This is a genomic window from Flavisolibacter ginsengiterrae DSM 18136, assembly GCF_059568575.1.
In genome coordinates, this window is record NZ_JCANTR010000023.1 from 45,685 (window position 1) to 70,295 (window position 24,611).

Consider the following 24,611-nt stretch of genomic DNA (forward strand, 5'->3'; position numbering starts at 1 on the left):
TACGTAACGTTCAATGCCCTTGACTGCAATTAATAAAGCAATTCTTATTTGGATTCAAAGGGAAAGGAATGAAAAATATAAGCAGTTAGTTAGTTTATTCAAATATAAAAGCGCCGTACAGCTTAACATATGATGGTTATCAGTTGTAGCAATAAAAAAACCTGTTGTAGAACATATAATAGGGGACTCTGATTAAAATCATAAGAGTGCCGAGATGGAATATGTAGTTTTGTTGATATGAGAACGTGGAAAAACATTATTAAAAAACCCACCTAAGCAGGCTCCCTCTTCCACCTTATTTCTATTATTCTTTCATTTAATTATTGATATGAGAACCATTATTGAACCGTTCCGGATCAAATCCGTTGAACCTATATATTTCACTACACCAGGAGAAAGAAAAAACATATTAGAAAAAGCTTTTTATAACCCCTTCCTGATCAGGTCAAAGGATGTGTTGATAGACCTGCTGACCGACAGCGGCACCAGCGCCATGAGCAGTAATCAATGGGCCGGCATCATGCAGGGAGATGAATCGTATGCAGGAAGTCCCAGCTTTTTCCGCTTTGAAAAAACCATCAGTGAGCTTACCGGGATGCCTGTGGTAATTCCAACGCACCAGGGAAGGGCAGCTGAAAAGATCCTTTTCAGTGTAATGGGCGGAACCGGAAAGTATATTGTAAGCAATACTTTATTTGATACGACAAGAGCGAATATTGAATGTTCCGGGGCCACGGGCATCGATCTGTTGTGCGAAGAAGGAAAATATCCATCCATACCTGCACCCTTCAAAGGCAATATGGATGTGGAAGCTTTTGAAATGTTGATTGAGGAGAAGGGCGCCGTTGATATTGCCTTATGCATCCTTACTGTAACGAATAATTCCGGGGGAGGGCAACCTGTCAGTATGCAGAATATCAGGAAAGTAAAAGCTGTTTGCGAAAAGCATGGCATACCGATGTTCATTGACGCCTGCCGCTTTGCTGAAAATTCCTATTTTATAAAGATCAGGGAAGAAGGCTATGCGGACAGGAGCATTGAAAGCATTGCAGCTGAAATGTTTTCATATGCTGATGGTTGCACTATGAGTGCTAAAAAAGATGCTTTTGCTAATATCGGGGGCTTCATTGCCATGCATGACGAAACGTTGGCATTAGAATGCAGGAACCTTCTGATCATTACCGAAGGTTTCCCAACTTATGGCGGACTGGCCGGTCGCGACCTGGAAGCTATAGCTATAGGACTGGAGGAAGTGATGGATGAAAATTACCTGGCCTACCGGATACGCAGCATCGAATACCTGACGAACAAGTTGATTGATGCAGGTGTGCCGGTTATGCAGCCCGCAGGTGGCCATGCCGTTTACCTGGATGCAAAGGCTTTCCTGCCACATATACCCATAGACCAATACCCCGGGCAGGTGCTTGCATGTGCACTGTATGTAGAAGGAGGCATTCGCAGTGTTGAAATAGGATCACTGATGTTTGGTAAATATGATCAAGGTGGAAACCTGATTCCAGCTCCTATGGAGTTGGTAAGGTTGGCCATTCCCAGGAGAGTGTACACTCAAAGTCATATCGATTACGTGGCGGAGGTAATACTGGAAGTGTTTGAGAAAAGAACGGAGCTGCAAGGTTTACGCATCACAGAAGAAGCACCCGTATTAAGGCATTTTACAGCAAAGTTTGAATGGGCAGCACCCAGCAGTTGCTTTGCCTGAGAACTACAAGAGACAAGTCAAGTCACATCCATAAAAAAGGCGCAACCGGGGGTTGCGCCTTTTATTATTCATTTTATTATGATCAATGACGACCATCTTTTTTATCCATATCGTGACCAATTACAGCGCCTGCACCGGCACCAACTACACCACCTATAACTGCACCGGCACCACGGTTCTTTTTATTGATGACGGCACCTGCGCCTGCACCAACCACACCGCCAATGACGGCACCTTTAGCTGTTTTACTCCATCCTTTTTTAGCTGGGGCGGCTGTTCCGGTTGATCCAGAAGAACCTGATCCAGAGGAAGCAGTTCCTGATGATGATGTGCCTGAACCAGAGTTTCCGGAACTCCTGGTTGTAGATCTATGTGTTGACTCTTTAGCAGATGATACTGCAGCCGTGTTTACCTTTTCGTTTGGCTGGTCTTTGTTTACGCCTAATTCATGCTCTGCTTTCCAGGCCTGGTAGGCTGCTAAACCGGTAGTATCATTAACGAACTTCAGGGAATCAGAGAGGCTGTAAGTAGTGGCTGGTGTTTTAGGGCCGTTATTACAAGCTATCAAAAATGTGAAGGCACTCAAAACAATTAAACTGCGTTTCATGGGTTTTCCTTTAGGGTTATTATTAATATTTAACTAAGATACATGAATTCAAAAGACCATGCCAAAGTATTATTCCTTCTTCATGAGTAGTATATATACTAAAAGTTTCATAGATAGGTTGTACTCTATTCCCTTTATTATCAATTACATTGCCTTATTTTAATAACAAAATAAAAAAACAATGACAGAAGCTGAGCACATTATAGCACAAACCAATAAATGGATTGTGGATGTGGTGGTGGGTTGCAATTTTTGCCCTTTTGCCGCGCCGGTTGTTAAAGCCGGGACCATACATTTTGAAGTGCTGGCAAACGCAGATCCCCAATCAGTGCTTGTGGCATTGGCGAAAGCCTTCGATTTACTGGATGCTAATGAGCAAATAGAAACCATGTTCCTTATTTTCCCGGGTAGCTTTGCTCTATTTGATGATTACCTTGGATTGGTGGAACTGGCAGAATCATTTCTCGAAGACCAGGATAAAGAAGGTGTATATCAAATTGCAAGCTTTCATCCTGATTACCTGTTTGGAGGTTCCTCCAAAGATGACCCTTCTAATTATACCAACCGGTCACCCTACCCAATGCTGCATTTGTTACGTGAAGAGAGTGTGAGCCGTGCCATTGATTCTTTCCCCGGCACAGAGAAAATCCCCCAACGCAATATTCAATTTGCCAGGCAAAAAGGGATTATCTACATGCGTAGCCTATGGGAATCAACTTTCAAGGCATAGAATAAAAAAGCCCGGAGTAAAACCCCGGGCAAATATTTACAATAAGTATGATCATTTTACCAACCAGGCAAGCTTAACCGCTTCCGGTTCTTTCATTCTTTCGGCAATACGCTTGTAACGGTCTGCAAGTGTGGAAAGATAATCCTGGGCACGGGCAGCATAATCACTAAGCCCAGTGAGTGATTCCACCTTCCACAGATCGGTGAGGTGCTTTATGATTGAAGCATAGTCGAATGTAGTATAGATGCCTAATTTCTGGGTAATGGCAGAGAATCTTGTGAACAGGTTATCTGTAGTTGCATTATCCATCAAAATGGCTGGCATAACGATCTGCTTTTTCATCATTTTTTCAAAGGCCAGTAGTGCGCCATCAGGATCAATTTCAAAAATGTGTGACATGAAAGATTTATAAGCCTTTTCATGTCTGCCTTCATCGCCTGCGATCGTTTTGCAGATCCTTGAAAGCACTATATCTCCATTTCTATCTGCCAGCTTCCCGGTATTAACATGGGAGATGCGTGTAGCTCTTTCCTGGAAAGAAGTGTAGATCATGGCCTGGTAAGGGTCACCTTCGGTTTGTGGGTCAAATCCATTTCCTATAAGATTATGAATAGTGATCTCCACTTGTTTCATATCTGCACGACCAGAAAGATAGAGGTATTTATTCAGCAGATCACCATGGCGGTTCTCTTCAGCCGTCCAGGACCTAGACCAGCGAACCCAACCCTTATCACTGGCAATATTGCCTTCTTCATTAACACCTTTTACAAGGTTAAAAAATGTCTGATAGGTAGGAAGCGCTTCTTCGGTGATCATATTACCGACCAGTGAGGTAATGACCTCGGGAGGTAACCCGGAGGCACGCTGCTGCAAAGCTGCCACTTGCTCCAATGCACCATCAGTGCTCATATCCGGTAAAAAATCCGAGGGTTGCCAGCAGGTTTGGGGATCAACTAATATGGTGTCAACAGCGTGGGCAGCAATATCCTGCATGCCGCCGATCACTTCCATATTTTTTTCCAACTCATTCTTTGTGGATGTATAATGTAACATAGATCGTTTTAAGGTTGTTTCTTCAAAAACAATTGAAAGCGTGTGAGAACAAGAATAATGCCCGCCACTATCACTTTCAACTGGCTTCCTTCTTCTTCCAACTTATCCTTAGTGAACAACCTCTGAGAAGGTTTCGCTGCGAGATAAAAGATTAAGGCTAGCTTGCAAAGGTATTTTAGTTCAAGCTAATGTTTTGCCATTTTTAGCATTTTTATGCCAAAAAATTCCTTTAATTAGCCAGGTAAAATCATATAATTCCCTACATTTCCACGATGCATAAGCCTTTTCATTACTTTGTTTTGAATAAGCCAAAAGGAATGGAATCACAATTTGTAAGTCCATTTCCGGGCGACCTGTTGGGCGATCTTTCCTATTCATTCCCTGAAGGCACACATGCTATCGGCAGGCTGGATAAAAATTCTGAAGGTTTATTACTGCTGACCACCAATAAAAAAGTTACAGCCCTGTTATTTCAAAGTAATATACCGCACAAGCGTACCTACCTGGTGCAGGTGAAACATCGCATGAGCAACGAAAACCTGGAGCGCTTAAGTTCTGGTATAGATATCAGGATAAGAGCAGGTGCTATTTACCGGACTCCGCCCTGTGAGGTAGAACTGGTGAAATATGAGGAACTCAAATTCATTGCAGATGGTACACATAAGGCAAGCCTTACAACCACATGGCTTTTGATCACATTAACAGAAGGCAAGTTTCACCAGGTGCGTAAAATGGTATTGGCCGCCGGTCATCGTTGCCTGAGACTGATCAGGGTATCTATTGAAAATATGGAATTGGGAAATCTTCAGCCAGGGGAAATACGGGTGGTAGAACAAGATCAATTCTTCAATCAGTTAAAACTTGACACATCTTCACTGAAAGCTACAGCACATATCCAAGGTTAAATGTAAGCGGGATGGTTAGCCCTGGATTTTCCGTAAACAGGTTTCCATTGGAGTAATGGTTAATGTTCATTTCAAGATTCATTCTTTTATGTCTGCCCGCAAAGAAACCCATGCCCATAAAATCCTGGAAAGTAAAATGCTTACCTGTGAGTTCCTGGTCAATAGTGGTCCTGGAAATATAGCTGGGTCCTGCTACGGAATAATCTATATAAACATCTGCAGGCTTACTGTGTAACAGGTTGAACCTAAATACAGGAAAGGCCGAGAGTGTAAATATTTTCTGGGCTTCCTTACTGCTTTCCCAATATCCGGCACCACCTCCAAAAGCCAGGCTAAAAAACTTCCTAGTATGAAACACTTCTCTTTGCAAACGAAGCGCCCAACCTTTTTGTATATATACATCCCCGGCCCAAAAAAGCGGGAGTTTTTTTGAAACCATGTCATTTACTCCATAACCAACCAGGTTATTACAATAACCTGCTTGTAAAATTGCTTTAGGAAAATAATAGGGAGAACTGGCAATGCGCTCTGCTTTTTCATTAGAAAGAGGACGCATAATGAATCTGAATCCTGTGCCAAAATAACTCGTTGCAGGTTGATTCACTTCTTCTGCTTCTGGGGAAAATACTCCCTTAATAAATATTTCTGTTGTGGGAGAAAGTTGATAATTAAAACCACCCCCAAGTACTACAGAAGTAAAAGCAACGTCATTCAGTGCTTTAACTCCCGCTACTCCAAATCCTTTCCTCGTTACCAGCGCCACTCCTACTTCTCCATCAGCCGTCCACCTGCGGGAAATAGGCATGAAGGATTTTGCACTTAAAGTACCCACACTCATAAAAACAGAGTGTTTTTGCTGATCACCATTTACATTAATATATTGGGTCCATAAAACCGGGCGCAGGTAGCTTATTTCAGCAGCAAGGTAAGGATTGAAATAATGACCAAACAATCCCACCTGTACGGCCGGATGGCCAATAGATATAGATGCTGCGGTAAATCCTTTATTGAGATTTTCATCTGAAAATGCATACTGAACCGAGCCACTACTAACAGTGAAATAGGAATTTTTCAACATTGCAGGGTATTGTATGCCTTGAGACTGGGCAAAAACCATTACCTGCAATAATAATGTCACGCTCAGGGCAACGGATGTAACGATTTTACAACCCATTAAAAATCTGGTTTATAGAATTGAGCTTGAAGTTTTAATGAAGGCTTCCAGCGGTAAATAATTAGCATGGCAGGTATGGGACCAAAACCTTACACAAAATATACCTTGATCCGGCATCAAAAATAATAGAATCGGTTAAGATTATTGAATTGTTTAATCGACTGGTATTTTTTCTCCTTGCATTTAAACATGATGAGCAGAAAGTAGTTACCTGTAATTGGTGTAATAATTGAAACTATCCTGCTGATGAAAAAAATCAGCATCATCATCCTGGTTATTGGATTGATCGTATTATCAGCCTACGTGTACCTACGCCGTTCGGTTAGTACGCCTGGTTTTAAACCAGCTGCAGCTGCATCACCGCTCAATAAGCCCAAAAAAGCAGAAAGTATTGCTGACCTGAGGCCGATGTTCATTAGCAAACTGCAGCAATTAGTGAAATCAGGTTCAGGGGGGCTTTATAACTTGTCTATCAACGAAGTAGAACCAGATGTTCTTAATGCAACAGTAACTATTAACCATGCAGAATTGATACCTGATACGGCTGTCCTATTACAACTAAAGCAATCAGGGCAACTTCCTCCGCAAGTATTTCGGATCATGCTTGGAAAGTTGAAAATCGAAGGCCTGGGCTTGAAGGATTTCCTTGATACTAAAAACCTTGATCTGAAATCTATAAAGATCAGTGCACCTTCTATAGACATATATCCCGGGTCAACCTCTGAACCAGGGCAAAAACCACCCACTTTATACCAGGGTTTGAAAGAAAAACTGGAACACCTTGGCATAGACCGCATCCTGGTAGATGGAGGCAAATTAGTCATCCATAAACCTAATGGAAGCAAAGCATCCAGCCTTGAAGGTATCCAGGTGCGACTTGCTGATATTTTAATGGATTCAACAACACAATACGATAAGAAACGCTTCATGTTTGCAAAGACCGCTGAACTTTCCATGAAAAATTACAGGACCTCCACCAGGGATGGAATGTATGACATGGCCATAGATGAAATATCTGTAAATCCTACTCAGTCTTCCTTTGCTGCCAGCCATTTAAATCTTAAACCCCGATTGGGTAAAAAAGAATTCGCTAAAAAGCAGTGTGTGATGAAAGAGCGATACGAATTAACAATACCTGCCCTGCGTATGCAGGGAATTGATTGGTGGAACCTGGTCAACAGGGAAAAAATATTTGCAGAACAAGCCGAGATCAGTGATGCCCGGTTCGCTATTTATTTTGACAGGTCACTACCACCCGGAAAACCTAAGTTGAATTCCTTCCCATCGCAGTTGATCATGAAATTGCCAATGCTTGTTCATATTTCAGCCTTGAAATGTAAAAACCTGGATCTTCAATATGAGGAATACAATCCATTCTCAGAAAAAACTGGGATTGTACATATTAGCCACTTAAATGGAGAAGTATTGAATCTTACCAACCTACCCTCGGCTATACAAAAAAATAAAACCACTACCGTAAAGGCTAATGGAATCATATTAGGAAAGGTACCAGCCTCCCTTACGCTTCATTTTGATATGGCACGATATAAAACAGGGGCATTCACTGCAGATATAAATGTGAAAGGGTTTGATGGCAGTATGATCACCCCTGTTTCAGAACCTTTAGGTATGTTCCTATTGAAGAGTGGTACGGTGCAATCAATTAAGGCACAGGAACAGGGAGATCAGTCTAGTGCTACCGGGAAAACATTGATATTGTATAAAGACCTTAAGATCATTCCCCTGGAAAAGGACAAGGGAGGAGATGGCGGCTTAAACAAAAAACATATCACAGGATTTCTGGCCAATGCCTTCGTTATAAAAAATGACAACCCATCCGCTAATGAAGCGGCGCGTAACCCTGTTACTTCCTTTACCCGTGACCCTCATGCCAGCTTTTTTAATCTTATCTGGAAGACTTTGCTTACTGGCATATTAAAAACCACCGGGGCACCCGAAAAACTGGCAAAGCCCAAATATTACAAAACAGAATAAGCCAATTCATTAATCCTCCATCATGGTCCGGTAATTTTATCACTCACTATAAATAAACAGGCAGAAAAAACAATGGAGAAAAAAGAGAAAGGGATCATCCTGGCAGCTACAATTGCTACCACCCTTGCGGCTGTATTACATTATACTGAGGCCAATCCATTGATAGCCTTTATCACAACAGCAGCGGCATTATCATTACTGGCCATGATTGTAGGTGATGCCACAGAGCAATTAGGAAAGCGCCTGGGACCAGGCGCCACCGGCATCCTGCAATCAGCGCTGGGCAATCTCCCGGAATTGTTTGTTTGCATTTTCGCATTAAGGGCAGGCCTGTCTAAAGTAGTGCAGGCGGCATTGATCGGTTCTATATTGGGAAATTCCTTATTGGTTTTTGGGCTGGCTTTGTTTTTTGGAGGACTGAAGAACGGAACACAACATTTTAAATCCGGGCCGCCCAAAATGATCGCTACTTTAATGATCCTGGCATTTGGAGCATTAGCAATTCCAACCCTAACGCACATGATGCATACAAAAGCGGAAACCCATTTGAATGCACTGGATATATTCGTAGCCATCATATTATTGATACTCTTTGGCGCCAGCACTTATTTCTTTTTAAAACAGGATAAGGCAGTAGTCACACCGCATAAAGAAAATGGAACACCTCCCTGGCCACTCAGCCTGACCATAACTTTATTGAGCCTTGCTGGTGCCGGTGCAGCCTTTGTATCCGACTGGTTTGTAGTAGCCTTACAACCTGCCATGAGCACATTAGGCATCAATGAAACATTTGCAGGATTGGTGATCGTGGCTATTGCGGGCAATGCAGTTGAAAATCTTGTGGGCATTCAACTGGCCATCCGCAACCAGGCTGATTACGCTGTTAGTGTGATACTTACCAGTTCCCTGCAGATCGCTCTTGGATTGTTCCCACTTCTGGTTTTACTCTCATTCTTTTTAGGGGGAGCTATTCTTTCCTTTGTACTGTCGCCCATGTTGCTGGCAGTTCTGGCATTGGCAGTTATTGTAACAGCTTTCATCGTCTTTGACGGGGAATCTATCTGGATGGAAGGGTTGGCACTGATCGGCCTCTATTGCCTGATAGCGGCTGCTTTCTGGTGGGGATAGTTTGCCAATCATTTACTATATAATTAATTGAAATAAGTGCCAGTCATTATTGCTATTCTGTTGAATCAACCTTAGAAATATTACTTTTAAATAAATGATTGCAATGCCCAGATCTGTAATAGCCGGAATAGGAATGTATGTACCCGCACAAGTAGTTACCAATCAAGACCTCACCAAATATATGGATACCAGTGATGCCTGGATACAGGAGCGTACAGGAATTAAGGAAAGGAGGTTTGCCCACCGTACAGAAGAAACGACTACCACTATGGGTGTGGAAGCTGCAAAGATGGCCATGGAAAGAGCGGGGGTGAAACCGGAGGAAATTGACTTTGTTGTATTCGCTACCCTTTCCCCTGACTATTATTTTCCCGGCTGCGGCGTATTGTTGCAAAGGGCTATGAAAATGAAAGAAGTGGGTGCCCTGGATGTGCGTAACCAATGTAGTGGTTTTATTTATGCCCTTAGTGTAGCAGATCAGTTCATCAGGTCGGGCATGTACAAAAACATCCTTGTTGTGGGAAGTGAGAAACATTCCTTTGGTCTTGACCTTACCACAAGGGGCAGAAATGTCTCTGTAATTTTCGGTGACGGGGCAGGGGCTGTTGTTTTGCAGCCAACAGAAGAAGATCGGGGAATACTTAGCACCCATTTACACAGCGATGGATCAGAGGCTGAAGTGCTGGCTATGTACAATCCCGGCACACATGCTAATCACTGGAAGGAAGACCTGGCAGATTTTGATGATGCTCAAGTAGCAGAAATGTTTATGAGTCATGCCATGATTGATAAAGCACAGCTCTTCCCTAACATGGATGGACAAACGGTTTTTAAAAAAGCTGTTGTTAAATTTCCTGAAGTGATCATGGAAGCCCTTGATCAAAATGGCTACAAGCCATCAAACCTTAGCTTATTGGTGCCCCACCAGGCCAACCTGCGCATCAGCCAGTATGTGCAGCATAAATTAGGATTAACAGATGAACAGGTGTATAATAATATACAGCGATACGGAAATACTACAGCCGCCTCTATACCCATCGCTTTATGCGAAGCATGGCAGGAAGGCAGGATAAAAAAAGGCGACCTGGTTTGCCTTGCCGCCTTTGGAAGTGGATTTACCTGGGCAAGTGCCTTATTGAAATGGTAGGATTTTTACAATCACCTATATACAAAAGAAAAGCTCATGATCAAACATGAGCTTTTCTTTTACCATCAAATTGATACTGCTTGTTGCTATTTTGTTTTTTCTTTCAGCACGTTACCATTCGCATCTACTAAAACTTTCATTTTAGCATCACCCTTCGCAAGGTTCAATTCATATGCAACCTGGTCTTTCCATGATTCTCTTTGTGCAGATTCGATCGTATAGTCTTTATACTTGTCTTTTAACATGGTGTTCACAACATAAGGTAAGGTTGTGTAATCTGTGACTGCATAGGTTGTTCCTACCCAGGCGCCATTTGCAGTGTACCATGCATTGTATTTACGTCCACCCATATCAAAACTTACCGTATAATCGCTATTGGTTAATGGCGACCATCCATTTAATTCCCAATCAATGGGTGCGTTAGCCGCATCAAACTGGGTATAGGTAACATTTGTAGCATCTGGGTATTTAGCTATAAAACCTGTTCTGATATTTGCAGGAAGACCATAAGCGGCATTTGAAGTTGTGCTGTTATAAGTAGTGCCGCAAGAGAAAAAGAATACAGTTGCCAATACAAGGCTCAGGACTTGTAATTTCATACTATAGTATTTTATGTTAAACAATAGAATATCGCCTATTCCCGGGGATATAACCAAACACTTTGCCAGAAGTGAAATACACATGAGTTTGAGTTAGAAATAAAAATCTTTCTTTCACAATAGGAAAGCGGGGTCTGCCTTGAAAACTGAACAGTTTTTTGTTACTCCTCTTTAAAACATTTATTGAAAGAATTGTAGCTTTATTATTAATTATCACTCCCCTATTTAACACAGAAAGAGCTCTATTTAAATTTTATCCTGCGCTTTGATAGACATATATAATGTTCAGTTATCCGCACCTGTTTTTTCTTAAATCTTCCTTTTAAAAACCTTACGATACTAGTATACTTATGTAAGCAAGAATAATTGCGGATGAAGTAATTATCCATGATGGCGCTGTTTATACTATCCCAATTGCACCAATATTTCTGTGTTAGAAACTGCCGGCTCTATTGTCACTCCATTCATTCATCACTAAAACCAGAGTTACATGACAAAGTATTGCTTCCCTCGAATGGGCGCATTGCCCATGGCATTGAGCTGTATTCTGCTGCTTATCTTATTCAGCTGCAAAAAAGATCTGCCTTACCAGCCCACTGATGACAACCAATTATCAGTAAGTAAAGAAAAAACAAACAACAAAACAGAATCAGAATCTGCAGCAGTAGCCATTGATTGGTACAAACTGCAATTGCGTATGATCCTTTCTGCGAACCCCGCCACCAATGGTGCCATCAATGCTGAGAATTTTGCCTATATAGGCATAGGGCTCTATGAATCTGTACGACACGGTATTAAAAATTCTGTGAGTCTTTCTTCACGCCTATACCAGATGCCTGCAATGCCGGCAAAAGAAAATAATATGGGTTACTCCTGGTCCGTTGCAGCCAATGCCGCCATGGCCAGCCTGGTGCGTTCATTATACCCAGGCTTAACACAAGCCAACCTGGCAAGCATTGATTCGCTTGAAAACGCTTACAACCAGAAGCTGTCACCTGCACAGGGATCAACAAGCTTTGAAAGATCGCAAGCCTATGGCCGCGCCATTGCTACTGCCGTCTATAATTGGTCCAAGACAGACAATTTCAACGTTGGAAATACAGGATATGTGTACAAGACAGGCATCGGCTTTTGGGAACCTACACCACCTGCTTTTGCAAAAGGAGTTAATCCTTTCTTAGGTAATGCAAGGCCATTCCTAAGCATTCATGCTACAGGTGTGTCTCCAGCGCCTCCTTATCCCTATTCTGAAGTTGTGGGCTCTGATTTTTATAATATGGTAAAGGATGTTTATGATGTATCTAAAACATTAACCACCGATCAGCGCAACATGGCATTGTACTGGAATGACCTTGGTGTGAATATAGGCTATACACCACAGGGACATATTTTGAATATTGTTATCCAGGCATTGGAACAGTCAGGAGCCAGCCTTTCTGTAGCCGCGCAGGCTTTTGTAAAATCAAGCCTGGCTATGCGTGAATCCCAGCTGACAGTCTTTCGGTCCAAGTATGAATACAGCCAGGTTAGACCTGTAACCTACATTCGTAAAGTCATTGACCACGACTGGTTTCCCCTGATCCCTACCCCACCACACCCCGAATTTCCTGCTGCACATGCCTATGTTACAGGGGCAACCATGCAGGCATTGACGGATGTGCTTGGAGACAACTTTCCAGTGGTAGATCATACCTATGACTTCAGGGGATTTGCTCCAAGACCATTTTCTTCACTTAATAAAGTAGCAGATGAAAGTGGAGCATCCCGCAGGTATGGAGGCATACACTATGCTCCTTCAATAGTTGTAGGACTTTCAGAAGGCAGAGCTGTAGGTCATAGTTTTGGCAGCATTAGTCTTACAGAGTAACTGCTTTAGTTTTAAAGAGTAAAATACTCATCGAATTTCAGGCTCTTTACCCAACGGTAAAGAGCCTTTTAAGTAAACAACTGACGGCGAACATACATTCTGTTGATCACCCTCATTCGTTATAAATGTTTAGTGAAAGAAATTTAGGAGACAAAAATCTACATCACTAATTATTGAATTATGAATGGTTGGAACAATCCTGCTTATGTGCTGGCACTGATCATCTCCAATATAATAGCATTGATCATATTGTATTTCGCCTGGAGCAGGCCTGGTATTGCACGATTTTTACTTTTCCTTTTATTTGCCTGGGCCGCTTACACCAATTGGAATATGGCTATGCAGAGCCCGCAGGAGTATGTGAATTTTGCTGATCTTGCATTCATTGGCTTTTATAAAAACTTTATTCGTGGCTGGTTCAGCCAGCATGGCGCCTGGTTGATAGCTGCTATTGCTATTGGCCAATTACTGATAGCATTATCCATGTTATGGAAAGGATGGTTATTCAGGTTGGGTACAATTGGCGGTTTCATCTTTATGATCGCCATTATCCCCTTAGGTGTAGGATCCGCATTTCCATTCCCCATTATCACTGCCATTACCTTTTACTTATTGTATAGGAAAAAGAATATCGATATTCTATGGAAAAGCATAACGCACATACTAACGGGAGTGTATAAACGATGATGCAATATCGAATTATTTGCATTTTTGTCCATACCTGTCAACAAAATATGGTCATCTTTTGAAATCCTGCTAAAGCTCTTTTATGATTTTCATAATCGAAACATAATTACCCATTTTATTTTACAATAAATACAAGTCTAAATAGACCTGATTTGCTTTCGAAACTAATTTTTGGCACAGTTTTCAAAGTACAATAAGAAAATATGTGATCATGGAAATGCGTAAAGAATCCACAGAAAAAAGAAGAAGGAAAATAGTTCACAGAGGTGCAGAATTAGTGCGCTCCGTTAAACCAGGACAGGCTTCAGTGCAGGCATGGGAAAAAGAAACTACACGTTCATTCGACTTCACTAAGTTGTATCCCGCTGCTTAATATCTAACTATTGGCAGGTACATTTTTCTCCTCAGGCATATAATAAGTATGAAAGGCGACAGGTGGCGAATTGGTTACAATCCCATCGAATCCGCCCTGCCTTACATAAAGGTCTATCATGGCGGGGTCATCCAGTGACCACACAAAAACTTTTCGCCCTTGTGTTTGCATTAGTTGCACCTGCTCTGCCTGGAAGCCTCCAGTATATTGTGGTGCCCATGCATTGGCATTGATCGCTGTTGCCACTTCAGGATCAAGCTCCGTTAAGGAAAGTAGCTGTTGGTGATCTTCCAACGAACGGAAGCATTGCAGTATCATTTTATCCGGTATACCAATGTAAATATGTAATTGCCTGCCTGTCTCCCTGGCTTTTTGCATGTATTCTAATTGCAATGCACGTATGTCTTTTAGATCGCACTCCTTTTTAATATCCAGCCATATTATTTCAAGGGGCGTCTGGTAAAGAATGGTATGCAATGCCTCCTGCAATGTGGGAATATGTCCTCCTTTTCTTAATTCTTTAGCTTTTAATTCTGCCAGGGTCTGGTTGCTTACCAGTCCATCGTACAGCACATTGTTTATGGTATGGATGGATAAAAAGCTGTCGTGGATGATCACAGGTACTCCATCTTTAGTCAATCGCACATCTATTTCCACTCCATTGGCTCCAAGGCGCGCTGCCATCTTCATCATCTCAAGAGAATTCTCTGAGGTAGACAAAAAATCTACATTGCGTGCACCTCCTCTATGCGCCAGTATATCCAGCGGCTTTTTATTGGGTATTGGTTGTTGATATAAAAAACACAATGATTCCCGTGGTGGTTCTTCCTTCCTTCCATAATAACCCTCAATGGACAATTCTGTCTTGCCCAAACCATTCAAACTACTGCTCCTGATCACCAGTTGCACTGTTCCAATTTCTGAACCTGTCAGTTGCCTCCACGAGCCTTTTAACAGGATGTCATTTCCATCTCTGCGGCCCTCGCAAATAATGAATGCTCCTTCCTTTCCACCAAAAAAAGATAGATGGTTGACAGGTCCGTTTTTTTCAATAGTATAGGTCCATTTTACAATACAGGAATTGCCAAAGACTTCCTTTCCATCCGCAACCATATAAATACCCTGCAATTCATTGCAGGTGACGCTATCAAGCGGCACGGTCCCTTTTCTCCGGAAGCGCTCCCAATCCGTGTGCGGCACTGGTGTTCTTTTCGTCTTATAGGTAACGTATAAAATAAAGCCTGCAATAATTACAACTACCGGTATCATGAAAAAACTATTACAATAAGCAGACCGTGCATATATCTTTTCAGAAAGCTATATATACACTAAACAGCTACAGGTACCTTCAAACCAAGGACCCTGCTTGTATAGTTGCGTATTTCCTGAGATAATTGTGCATCCTGTCCAAGAGATTTACCATATGAAGGAATCATTTGCAAAAGTTTTTCCTTCCATACATCTTTTTCCATTTCTTTTGGAAAGCATTGTTGCAATAGCCCGATCATGATGGATACCGCAGTAGATGCACCTGGTGATGCGCCCAATAAAGCTGCAATCGTTCCATCAGCTGACCTGACCACTTCGGTACCAAACTCCAGTATTCCTCCCTCCTCTTCATCTTTTTTGATAACCTGGACCCGGTAGCCCGCTGTGGCGAGTTCCCAGTCATTCATCACAGCCCCGGGATAATATTCTTTCAATGCATCGATGCGTTCTCCAGGTGACAATTGTACCTGTTCAATCAGGTATTTGGTAAGGGGAAGATTATGTGCACCTGCTGAAAGCATTGGTTTCAGGTTGCTCAACTTAATTGATTTTATAAGATCAAACACAGAACCATGCTTTAAGAACTTTGTTGTGAATCCGGCAAAGGGCCCAAAGAGTAATTCTCTTTTTCCTTTGATATAGCGGGTATCCAAATGTGGTACGGACATGGGAGGTGATCCTACTGCTGCCAGTCCATATACCTTGGCATCATGCCTTGCAATAATGGATTCATTGGTACAACGCAACCACTGCCCGCTAACAGGAAAGCCTCCATATCCTTTGGCTTCGGGGATACCTGATTTTAATAGTAAGGGAAGAGATCCTCCACCTGCGCCAATAAAGACAAACCCTGCGTTAACCTTTCTTTTCTCACCTGTTTCTTCGTTTTTGATACTGATAGTCCATAGGTCTTCATCCCGGTCAATACCATATACTTCCTGTCCAAAATGGATAGTAGCACCTCTTTTTTCAAGGCTTTCAAACAGGCAACGGGTCAAAGACCCAAAATTGACATCCGTACCCAGGTCCATCCTCGTGGCCGCCACAGGCATTTCAGTATCTCTGCCTTCCATCACCAGTGGCATCCAATTTTCTATAGCCCGGGCATCGTCAGAAAATTGCATCTGGCGAAATAAATGACATGCCTGCAATGCTTCATAACGTTTATGCAGGTACTCCACATTTTCAGCGCCCCAAACAAAGCTCATATGCGGAATAGAATGGATAAAGCTGCCTGGTAAGGCAATCACTTTGTTCTCCACCAGGTTGGCCCAGAATTGCTTCGATACTTCAAATGACTCCGCGATCTTTATGGCTTTGCTGGTATCAATGGAACCATCACTACGTTGAGGCGTATAATTTAATTCGCAAAAAGCTGAATGTCCTGTACCGGCATTATTCCATGCATCCGAACTTTCGGCAGCTGCACTATCGAGGCGCTCGATTATTTCCATGGAAAGACCTGGATCCAGTTCTTTTAGTAACATCCCCAGTGTGCCACTCATGATGCCGGCACCAACCAGGCACACGTCAACCTTGGTAGTATCTGTCATGAAAAGAAGGCACTAAAATAACATGCCATTTGATAACGAACAGCTGGTATGAGGTAGAAGGAGAGAGGGATTGTAGAACTGTAGCCTTGCCCTGGCAAACATTTGAACTGCTTACCAGGGCCCGGAAAACTACAGGTTTGAACTACTTGATATGACTATTAACGATCTTGGCCAGGTCAAACATAGAGATCTGGTCTTTACCAAACAGTGGTCTTAATTTACCATCTGCATTGATCATCCTGCGGTTTGTCTTATCCTGCAGGTTGTTCTTTTTGATATAGTCCCATATCTTTTTAACCACTTCTGTTCTCGGAGCTGGTTTGCTTCCGATCACATTTGCCAACGTTTCGTCTGGCGTCAAAGGAGCCATGAAGGCTGCATTTGGCTTACGGGTTGATTTCTTTGGAGCTGCTTTTTTTGCTGCTGCTTTCTTAGGAGCTGCCTTTTTAGGTGCTGCTTTTTTTGGAGCTGCTTTCTTTGCAGTAGCTTTTTTAGGAGCTGCTTTTTTAGGGGCTGCTTTGGTAGCTGCCTTTTTAGGAGCTGCTTTCTTAGGAGCTGCTTTCTTAGAAGCTTTTGCCATAATACTTAGAATTTGAATTGGGTTTAGTAAAACACGAATTTAACGCATACTAATTTACAGTTATCCAATTAATACGCCCAAATAGTTTTTCCTTTTTCGGTGGATAAGTATACAATCTTCCGGCCATCTTCCAAAAAAGGGGCTTTCAGGGGAGAAAAAGGGTAAAAAACAGGTGGTTAAAGGACTTTTAACCTGGAGATATAAGCCGGATAAATGCCAGCAGGTTTCCATTGATAGTGCATTAAAATAGAAGAACTGGTATAAAAACATGCCTCCCGGGAGGGAGGCATGCTGAAACAAAATATGTCAATGCTATCAATTTAGAACGTAGCCCTGAGACTATCAGCCATGTTGAAATGCATTTGAATATGTGGCAAATACTTCGAGGCATAATCTTTTACCGCCTGGTTAGTACCTGTACTTACCTCTGACTGGAACAGGGTAACAGCGGACTGGTGGTCACGTACCTGGCTGTTGATATAAGCCGTGTCAAAAGACAAACCGTGTAATGTGTCAAGGCGGGCCAGTAATAACTGGTGCTGTGCATCTACGCTGTCCTTTACAGTAACATTGATACTGTTGGCAATGCTGCTCAATTCCGTTTGTGCCTGCCCGTGCTCGCTTACCATCAGTTGCGCAAATGTTTTGACTCCTGCATTCAAAGACTTACTTACTGCAAGTTGTCCCAACCGGACCTCAGCACTGTTACTCATATAAGCACTTGTAACAAAGGACTGGTCCTGCGCACTAGCATTCATATTGGTTTCATCATCTTTCTTGCATGCTGTTAACAATAGGGCCAGGGTACTTCCGATCAAAATGAATTTTTTCATTCACTATTTTTTTAAGGTTAAGGAATAATGCGCCTGCAGTTTCAAATAGCGTGCTAAGAGTTCATAATGAATTGAGATTATTGTATTTACACAGAAAAGAGACCATGGAATTTATTGACATTCCTGTTAATAAACTTTTTATAAGCGGCTTCAACCATTGAGTTCAAATAGAAGCTCATTAAAGTTTATACTCTTAATACAACATGAATTTTATAATGCTCACAGTTCTTTTTATAGTTTCGAATATGATCACTTCAGCAATTATGAAGCTTGCCCATGTATTATGGGACTATCATCATATGGGCCATGCGTTGCAAAAGGCTGATTGCATATTTGTACTGGGAAGCCACGACACCAGGGTAGCGGAAAGAGGAGCGGCATTATTCCTTGGGAGCTGGGCCCCATTGCTGGTATTTTCCGGGGGACTCGGACGCTTAACCAAAGGATCATGGGAAGTTGCGGAGGCAGATCTGTTTGCCAAAATAGCTATAGATATGGGCGTTCCTCCAGGATCAATCATCATTGAGAACCGGTCAACCAATACCGGGGAAAACATTTTATTTACCAAAGCACTCCTTGAAGAGAAAGGTATCCATCCCCACAGTTTCCTGTTAGTTCAAAAACCATATATGGAGAGGAGAAGCTATGCCACCTTTGAAAAATGCTGGCCTGGTCAAAACGTCTGTGTCACTTCTCCCCAATTGAGCCTGGAAAATTATACGACACCTGAACTACCTATGGAAAAGGTCATTAACATCATGGTGGGTGATTTGCAACGAATCAGGCTGTATCCTGCCAAAGGTTTCCAGGTACCCCAGCAAATACCAGGAGAAGTTTGGGAAGCTTATGAAAAACTGGTTTCGCTTGGTTTTGATAAACAATTGATCAGTGACTGAAATTCGGCTACACCTAACGCAATATCTTTTTTATCAAAAGATAGTAGGTTATGCATGGCGTCATAGTTGCATGTAAGAAGAGTAATATCGTTCATATTCTTCCCACTCTTTCTAAATACAATACTATGTTTGAAAAAAAAGACCTTAGCAGTAAAGCCAAACTTGTCCGCAAATGGTGCATGGTCTCTACTACCGAAGCTGGTTCAGGACATCCCAGTTCCTGTCTTTCCGCAGCAGACCTGGCTACGGTTCTGTTTGACCGTTACTTCACCTATGATCTGAAGCAGCCCCTCAACAATTATAATGACCGGTTTGTACTTTCCAAAGGACATGCGGCCCCCTTGCTGTATACCTTATTTGGAATGGCAGGTGCCTACCCGTTGGAGGAATTAAAAACATTACGAAAACTGGGAAGCAAATTCGAAGGACATCCTGTGCCCAGGTTTGCCTATGCCGAAGCCGCTACAGGCTCATTAGGACAAGGATTATCTGTTGGGGCTGGATTAGCCCTCCTCGGCAAAAGGGAAGGCTTACCTTTTAAAACTTTTGTTCTTACAGGTGATGGTGAATTAGCAGAAGGACAGGTTTGGGAAGCCGCCAATTTTGCCGCACACGAAAAGCTGGACAACCTCATCGCGATACTAGATATCAACAGGTTGGCGCAAAGCCAGGAGACCATGTTTGGTCACCATATTGATGAATATGTGAATCGCTTCAAGGCATTTGACTTTGAAGTGATCGCTATTGACGGGCATAATTACGAAGAGATCGATCATGCCTTACGACTGGCGACCAGTAATACTAACGGAAAACCATATGCGATAGTGGCGAAAACGGAAAAAGGCAAAGGCATATCATTCATTGAGAATAAGGATGGCTGGCATGGAAAAGCACTCAAAAAAGAAGAACTGGAAAAAGCGTTGGCAGAACTGGCACCCATTGATGACAATCTTCGCTTCCAGTTAAAGCAACCGGCCAAAATGCAGCTGGCAGAAAAAATAACTGGTCCTGGCAAAGTGGACCTCGCCTTTGAAAAAGGAAAAGAATATGCAACCCGCGAGGTATTTGGGGAAGTCCTGGTTAAGCTTGCTTCAGTCAATAAGAATATATACGCAATAGATGGAGATGTGATGAACTCCACCTTCACCGAAGACCTGAAGAAAACATTTCCTGAACATTTTGTGGAGGGCTATATTGCCGAGCAGAATATGGTTTCTGTGGCTGCAGGTTTATCCCGTTTAGGCAGGGTACCTTTTGTAGCCACCTTTGCTGCATTTCTAACCCGGGCTGCTGACCAAATACGCATGGCAAGAGTTTCAGAAGCCAATATCAAGTTCATTGGATCACATGTTGGTGTGAGCATCGGCGAGGATGGCCCATCACAAATGGGACTGGAAGATATCTCCCTATTCGGAACCATTCCTGATACCATTGTTTTACAACCTTGTGACGCTATATCTACCGCAGCGCTGCTGCCAAAAATGGTGGAACACCAGGGCTTTGCTTATATGCGCACCTTACGATCCAAAACACCACTGGTCTACCAGTCTACCGATGAATTTTCTATTGGTGGCTCTAAAGTATTACGCCAGTCAGCCAATGACGTACTTACTGTAGCGGCCACCGGCATCACTGTATTTGAAGCATTAAAAGCTGCCGATGAATTACAAAAGGAAAATATAGCGATCAGGGTGGTGGATTGTTATTCCATTCATCCTATAGACACCGCTACGCTTCAAAAATGCCTGGGCGAAACCAGTAATAAAATAATTATTACAGTGGAAGATCATTTTGAACATGGAGGCATGGGAGATTTTGTTCTGGCAGCCTTGTCATCAACTGCAGCCCAGGTGGTGAAGATGGCCGTAACCAAAATATCCCAATCGGGCACCAAGGATGAATTGCTTGATGATGCAGGCATCAATTTTACACATATTATCGATAAAGTAAGGCAATTGGCGGGAAGCAACAGAAGCAAGAACATTACATAAACATTATATTAGTTATCTGTAGACTTCACTCTAAATATTGAAACGGTATCCGGAGTTTGCTACTACAATAGTTCTTTATAAAACTCTTTTCTAATAATCCAACTTCTTTCATAAATAGTACTTACCTGCACTGCAGGGATGAAAATTAATAAAAGGTACGATTGTTTGGGACAATGAGTACCATACTTGATATCATAAAGTTTTAGCTACAGTTACTGGAACTGATGGGGGAAGGTGTCATAGAATGAGAGAAAGGTTAAGAAGCTAAAGCTACATCTTTCCAGTCCAGGCAATACAAACCGGTTAAAGTAGAAACATAGATCTTATTGTTGAAGAAAGTCACTGCTGTAATATGTGTATTCTCCAGTCCTTTATTTAATATTTGTTTTATCGTAAACCCTGTTGATGTAAATTCAAAAAGTCCTACACTGGAATAAGGAACAAATGCAAAAATTTTATCCCCATAGCTACGGAAGTAATAAACACTAAAGTCTGAATTATAGGTATTGCCGGAAAAAGACGACCCATTATCTGAAGAGTTCAGAATGGTAGAACCATGAATAAGATAAAGTTTGTTGTTGAACTGGAACATCTCTCCGCCCCAAAGCGGTGAAAGAGTGGCAACTACATTTCCATTTGCATCAATCTTGTACATGGAAGCCGATAAATAATCCACAATGAAGAAGTCGTTGTTTGAAGCATGTACTTCCGTTGGAGGATTTAATAAAGCAGGAATAGGCAACTTAACCACAGACTTTGGAGCATATTGAAACGCACCGTCATTTATGTTGAAAGTGATAAGGTAAAAATTATGATGATTGGGCCTGTCCATACCGGACACCAGCACCTGGCCGTTGTCATTAATAGCTATTTTATCCACTGCCGATAAATTTTCTGAATTGAAAGCTATCAGTTGTGGATCAACCACAGATACATGTACACGTGTGCCATAATTTCGAAGACTATCTTTGTAGGAATTAATAAACATTATTTTATTGTCCTCGCTGAAACTGATAGTGTACTTTGGATTGCGAGGCATTCTGTTAAGAGAAACAGCCCAGGACGTTACATAACTAACCCTACTGGTGCTATCTATTGTGGAATTGATGTAGGCCCCGGAACAATATAGTTTCTTGCCATCAGTAACTGTATTGAGAATAATATTGGCATCATGCACAAGAGCTAGCTTAGTCCATGAAATAACTACAGGTGCATCATTTCCATTTTTTTTACAAGAAGCAATGAAAAGTAAAATAATAACAACGAAAGGTAATGGCGTTTGCTTGTTCATTTGGTACCATCAATTATTATCAAACATAATTCACAGCTGATTTCATTATACTGACCTTCATCAGCTTAATGGATGACAATATTCCTCCCTTCCACCCCTTCCCCGATGAGTCACCGCAGCAGAACCTTGCGTCTTCAGACTCTACGGCGGGACTCATCGATTCTTTCCTTCCCGCTCCCTTTCCACTCCAGCAACACTCCCATGAACACGTGGTTATCCCGCATTATCGGATTGTTCTTCTGGCCCAATTCATAGAAAGCCACAGAATTATATTCATGGTCATAAGATTCTTGCATACCCCCCACCGTGCCACGCAGGAAGGTGATAAAATAAATGCCTGCTTTTACTACGGGTTTGTGTACTGCCATCAGGAGAAAAAATAGTAAAATGGAATAAAAGGTACAAGTAATTGGGACGATGAGTCCCGCGCTGGATATCAAAAAGCATTAGCTACTACTGCGGTGACTCATCGGGGAAGGAGAATTTGGTAATTCTGACAGTACCTCGCGGGGGAAGTAAAGATTTTAGAATAATGTTTTGAATGTCACTTTTTTCTATTTATGCCCTTTTTGTAATTCTTAATCATTTTCCCGAAGTCTTTGTCTTTTTTCCGTTTCTCTGCAATTGTTGATTCAAAATAGGCTTTCTCTTTTTCCATCTTAAGATAATTTTCGTAGAAGGCAACATCTATTTCTCCTTTTTCAACAGCTTCAATAACACGGCAGCCAATCTCATTAGTATGAGTGCAATCTTTAAACTTACAATCTTTAGAAAGTTTGATAATTTCCTCAAAAGTAATTTCAAGTCCGCTTGCTGTATCTGCAATACCTACCTCTCTCATTCCGGGGTTATCAATTAAGATACCACCATTTTCAAGTATAATTAATTCCCTGTGGCTTGTAATGTGTTTCCCTTTGTTTGTACTCGTGCTTATATTATCAGTTTTCATCAAGGTTTCACCAGAAAGATTATTCAACAGTGTGGATTTTCCAACACCCGAAGAACCAAGCATACAATAGGTTTTCCCCTTTTTTATAAATGAATTTATTGCTTCATATCCGTTCTGCGTTTCATTACTTACCTCAATAACAGGAACATGTTTAATCCGTGATTTTAGCCTGTTTAAAATTTCTGCAAGCTGGAGTTCAGTTATTAAATCAGTTTTGGTCAATATAATTACCGGACTGACTTTAGATGAATTACAGATGGTCAGATACCGTTCGAGTCTGTTGATATTAAAATCCCTGTCAACAGCTTGTACTAAAAATGCATAATCAATATTTGTTGCTATAATCTGAATCTCCCCAAATTGTCCCACAGCCTGTCTTTTAATAATCGACCATCTTGGTAGTATTGTATGTATTATGGCAAAATCAGGTGTATATGTTACCAGTGAAACCCAATCACCCACTGCCGGAAAATTTTCACGGCTTTTTGCAGCAAAACGCATATTACCAGTTACCTCGCTTTCAAATTCTCCTTTAATTGTTCTGACAATATATCGCTCCCTATGTTCCGAGATAACTCTTCCAACATCAAAATTGGATAAGTCGTTTTCAATTCTGAATGCATCAAGTTTGTCATTATATCCCAAATCTTCTAATGTCATGCCTGCGCAAAATTATTTAATGTTGGCTTGCAAGGTCATTTCTTATCACTCAGTTGGGTTTAGCAATGTCGATATAGACTGACCGTTAACGTTGACGGCTTGCTGCTGTGCTGGAATTATATTGTCAGCTTGGCGATTAATAAACCAAAGTACAAATTTTATTTTAACACTTACCTGCTTTCGGTCAGCCTGAACTGCTGATGATAAGCGAGCAAAAAGTGAATGCTGCGTTTGTTCAGCCGTCATAGCAGCAAGCATTCATGTAAAAGAGTAGCTTACCCTTCTAAAATTCGGAGGTAAGTTATGAAACAACTCTTTATTGGTTTAGACGTCCACAAAAAAACTTGGGCAGTAACCATTCAGGAAGATCATCTCATACTTAAACGGTTCACTATCGAAGCAGACGCTGACCTACTGATTGGCTACGTAACAAGGCATTTCCCGCATCACCAGGTACAGTGTTGTTATGAATGTTGCTGCTGCGGCTATCATATTTATCATTCCCTTACTGCTGCTGGTTGGCAGGTACTGGTGGTCAATCCAGGAGACATCGCCAGGGGTAATAAACAAGTAACCACAAAAACAGATAAGGTAGACAGTGCTC

The 24,611-nt window shown here is 41.9% G+C and carries 23 protein-coding genes; 12 read left to right on the forward strand and 11 right to left on the reverse strand.

Annotation, left to right across the window (positions count from 1 at the left end; translation table 11 throughout):
• The first annotated feature begins 328 nt into the window (after positions 1-328).
• Positions 329-1,720 carry a tryptophanase gene (locus BP74_RS18615; protein WP_496376487.1) on the forward strand — a complete coding sequence of 464 codons (1,392 nt, stop codon included), beginning with the start codon at positions 329-331 and terminating at the stop codon, positions 1,718-1,720.
• A gap of 82 nt (positions 1,721-1,802) precedes the next feature.
• Here the strand turns inward: BP74_RS18615 and BP74_RS18620 are convergent, their stop codons facing one another.
• Complete coding sequence (locus tag BP74_RS18620) at positions 1,803-2,327, reverse strand: glycine zipper domain-containing protein (RefSeq protein ID WP_496376489.1); 525 nt, start codon at positions 2,325-2,327, stop codon at positions 1,803-1,805.
• A gap of 181 nt (positions 2,328-2,508) precedes the next feature.
• Between BP74_RS18620 and BP74_RS18625 the strand changes: the two genes are divergently transcribed.
• Positions 2,509-3,057 (forward strand): DUF1415 domain-containing protein, encoded by a 549-nt coding sequence (locus BP74_RS18625; protein ID WP_496376491.1) that lies wholly within the window; start codon positions 2,509-2,511, stop codon positions 3,055-3,057.
• A 51-nt stretch (positions 3,058-3,108) separates the two neighbouring features.
• Here the strand turns inward: BP74_RS18625 and BP74_RS18630 are convergent, their stop codons facing one another.
• Entirely contained in the window at positions 3,109-4,110 is a 1,002-nt protein-coding gene (locus BP74_RS18630; RefSeq protein WP_496376493.1) for an acyl-ACP desaturase, read from the reverse strand.
• A gap of 272 nt (positions 4,111-4,382) precedes the next feature.
• Here BP74_RS18630 and BP74_RS18635 point away from each other — a divergent pair, with 272 nt between their 5' ends.
• The gene (locus tag BP74_RS18635; RefSeq protein WP_496376495.1) at positions 4,383-5,015 is read left to right on the forward strand and encodes a pseudouridine synthase; all 633 of its coding nucleotides are present in this window, start codon (positions 4,383-4,385) and stop codon (positions 5,013-5,015) included.
• On the opposite strand, the gene BP74_RS18640 is transcribed toward BP74_RS18635, so the two are convergent.
• Positions 4,993-6,189: an acyloxyacyl hydrolase gene (locus BP74_RS18640; RefSeq protein WP_496376497.1), complete on the reverse strand. Its 1,197-nt coding sequence runs from the start codon at positions 6,187-6,189 to the stop codon at positions 4,993-4,995. The genes BP74_RS18635 and BP74_RS18640 overlap by 23 nt on opposite strands.
• A 246-nt stretch (positions 6,190-6,435) precedes the next feature.
• Between BP74_RS18640 and BP74_RS18645 the strand changes: the two genes are divergently transcribed.
• The 3 genes from BP74_RS18645 to BP74_RS18655 all read left to right on the forward strand — a co-directional run bounded on the left by BP74_RS18645 (position 6,436) and on the right by BP74_RS18655 (position 10,459).
• Complete coding sequence (locus tag BP74_RS18645) at positions 6,436-8,184, forward strand: hypothetical protein (protein ID WP_496376499.1); 1,749 nt, start codon at positions 6,436-6,438, stop codon at positions 8,182-8,184.
• Positions 8,185-8,256: 72 nt separating this feature from the next.
• On the forward strand, positions 8,257-9,312 hold the full coding sequence (locus tag BP74_RS18650) for a calcium:cation antiporter (protein ID WP_496376501.1): 1,056 nt from the start codon (positions 8,257-8,259) through the stop codon (positions 9,310-9,312).
• A gap of 103 nt (positions 9,313-9,415) precedes the next feature.
• Entirely contained in the window at positions 9,416-10,459 is a 1,044-nt protein-coding gene (locus tag BP74_RS18655) for a 3-oxoacyl-ACP synthase III family protein (protein ID WP_496376503.1), read from the forward strand.
• An 86-nt stretch (positions 10,460-10,545) separates the two neighbouring features.
• On the opposite strand, the gene BP74_RS18660 is transcribed toward BP74_RS18655, so the two are convergent.
• A complete protein-coding gene (locus BP74_RS18660; RefSeq protein WP_496376505.1) occupies positions 10,546-11,058 on the reverse strand; it encodes a hypothetical protein in 513 nt (170 codons plus the stop codon).
• Positions 11,059-11,548: 490 nt separating this feature from the next.
• Between BP74_RS18660 and BP74_RS18665 the strand changes: the two genes are divergently transcribed.
• From BP74_RS18665 to BP74_RS18675, 3 genes are all read left to right on the forward strand, one after another.
• A complete protein-coding gene (locus tag BP74_RS18665; RefSeq protein WP_496376507.1) occupies positions 11,549-12,925 on the forward strand; it encodes a vanadium-dependent haloperoxidase in 1,377 nt (458 codons plus the stop codon).
• Between the two features lie 180 nt (positions 12,926-13,105).
• Positions 13,106-13,612, forward strand: coding sequence for a hypothetical protein (locus tag BP74_RS18670; protein WP_496376509.1), 507 nt, complete (start codon positions 13,106-13,108; stop codon positions 13,610-13,612).
• Positions 13,613-13,829: 217 nt separating this feature from the next.
• Complete coding sequence (locus BP74_RS18675) at positions 13,830-13,985, forward strand: hypothetical protein (RefSeq protein ID WP_496376511.1); 156 nt, start codon at positions 13,830-13,832, stop codon at positions 13,983-13,985.
• A 3-nt stretch (positions 13,986-13,988) separates the two neighbouring features.
• On the opposite strand, the gene BP74_RS18680 is transcribed toward BP74_RS18675, so the two are convergent.
• The 4 genes from BP74_RS18680 to BP74_RS18695 all read right to left on the reverse strand — a co-directional run bounded on the left by BP74_RS18680 (position 13,989) and on the right by BP74_RS18695 (position 18,220).
• Entirely contained in the window at positions 13,989-15,254 is a 1,266-nt protein-coding gene (locus tag BP74_RS18680) for a glycerophosphodiester phosphodiesterase (protein ID WP_496376513.1), read from the reverse strand.
• Between the two features lie 59 nt (positions 15,255-15,313).
• Positions 15,314-16,807 (reverse strand): malate dehydrogenase (quinone), encoded by a 1,494-nt coding sequence (gene mqo, locus BP74_RS18685; RefSeq protein WP_496376515.1) that lies wholly within the window; start codon positions 16,805-16,807, stop codon positions 15,314-15,316.
• A 142-nt stretch (positions 16,808-16,949) separates the two neighbouring features.
• The gene (locus BP74_RS18690; protein ID WP_496376517.1) at positions 16,950-17,387 is read right to left on the reverse strand and encodes an SWIB/MDM2 domain-containing protein; all 438 of its coding nucleotides are present in this window, start codon (positions 17,385-17,387) and stop codon (positions 16,950-16,952) included.
• Positions 17,388-17,707: 320 nt separating this feature from the next.
• Positions 17,708-18,220 carry a DUF4142 domain-containing protein gene (locus BP74_RS18695; protein ID WP_496376519.1) on the reverse strand — a complete coding sequence of 171 codons (513 nt, stop codon included), beginning with the start codon at positions 18,218-18,220 and terminating at the stop codon, positions 17,708-17,710.
• 245 nt (positions 18,221-18,465) lie between these two features.
• Here BP74_RS18695 and BP74_RS18700 point away from each other — a divergent pair, with 245 nt between their 5' ends.
• Both BP74_RS18700 and BP74_RS18705 read left to right on the forward strand, forming a co-directional pair.
• Positions 18,466-19,116: a YdcF family protein gene (locus BP74_RS18700; RefSeq protein WP_496376521.1), complete on the forward strand. Its 651-nt coding sequence runs from the start codon at positions 18,466-18,468 to the stop codon at positions 19,114-19,116.
• A 125-nt stretch (positions 19,117-19,241) separates the two neighbouring features.
• Positions 19,242-21,107: a transketolase gene (locus tag BP74_RS18705; protein ID WP_496376523.1), complete on the forward strand. Its 1,866-nt coding sequence runs from the start codon at positions 19,242-19,244 to the stop codon at positions 21,105-21,107.
• Positions 21,108-21,363: 256 nt separating this feature from the next.
• Here the strand turns inward: BP74_RS18705 and BP74_RS18710 are convergent, their stop codons facing one another.
• The 3 genes from BP74_RS18710 to rsgA form a co-directional block, all read right to left on the reverse strand.
• Positions 21,364-22,398 carry a hypothetical protein gene (locus BP74_RS18710; protein ID WP_496376525.1) on the reverse strand — a complete coding sequence of 345 codons (1,035 nt, stop codon included), beginning with the start codon at positions 22,396-22,398 and terminating at the stop codon, positions 21,364-21,366.
• 134 nt (positions 22,399-22,532) lie between these two features.
• Positions 22,533-22,766: a hypothetical protein gene (locus tag BP74_RS18715; protein WP_496376527.1), complete on the reverse strand. Its 234-nt coding sequence runs from the start codon at positions 22,764-22,766 to the stop codon at positions 22,533-22,535.
• A 176-nt stretch (positions 22,767-22,942) separates the two neighbouring features.
• Positions 22,943-24,007: a ribosome small subunit-dependent GTPase A gene (gene rsgA / locus BP74_RS18720; protein WP_496376528.1), complete on the reverse strand. Its 1,065-nt coding sequence runs from the start codon at positions 24,005-24,007 to the stop codon at positions 22,943-22,945.
• A 303-nt stretch (positions 24,008-24,310) separates the two neighbouring features.
• Here rsgA and BP74_RS18725 point away from each other — a divergent pair.
• Positions 24,311-24,611: IS110 family transposase (locus BP74_RS18725; protein WP_496376530.1), on the forward strand; the 301-nt coding region annotated here is incomplete at its 3' end.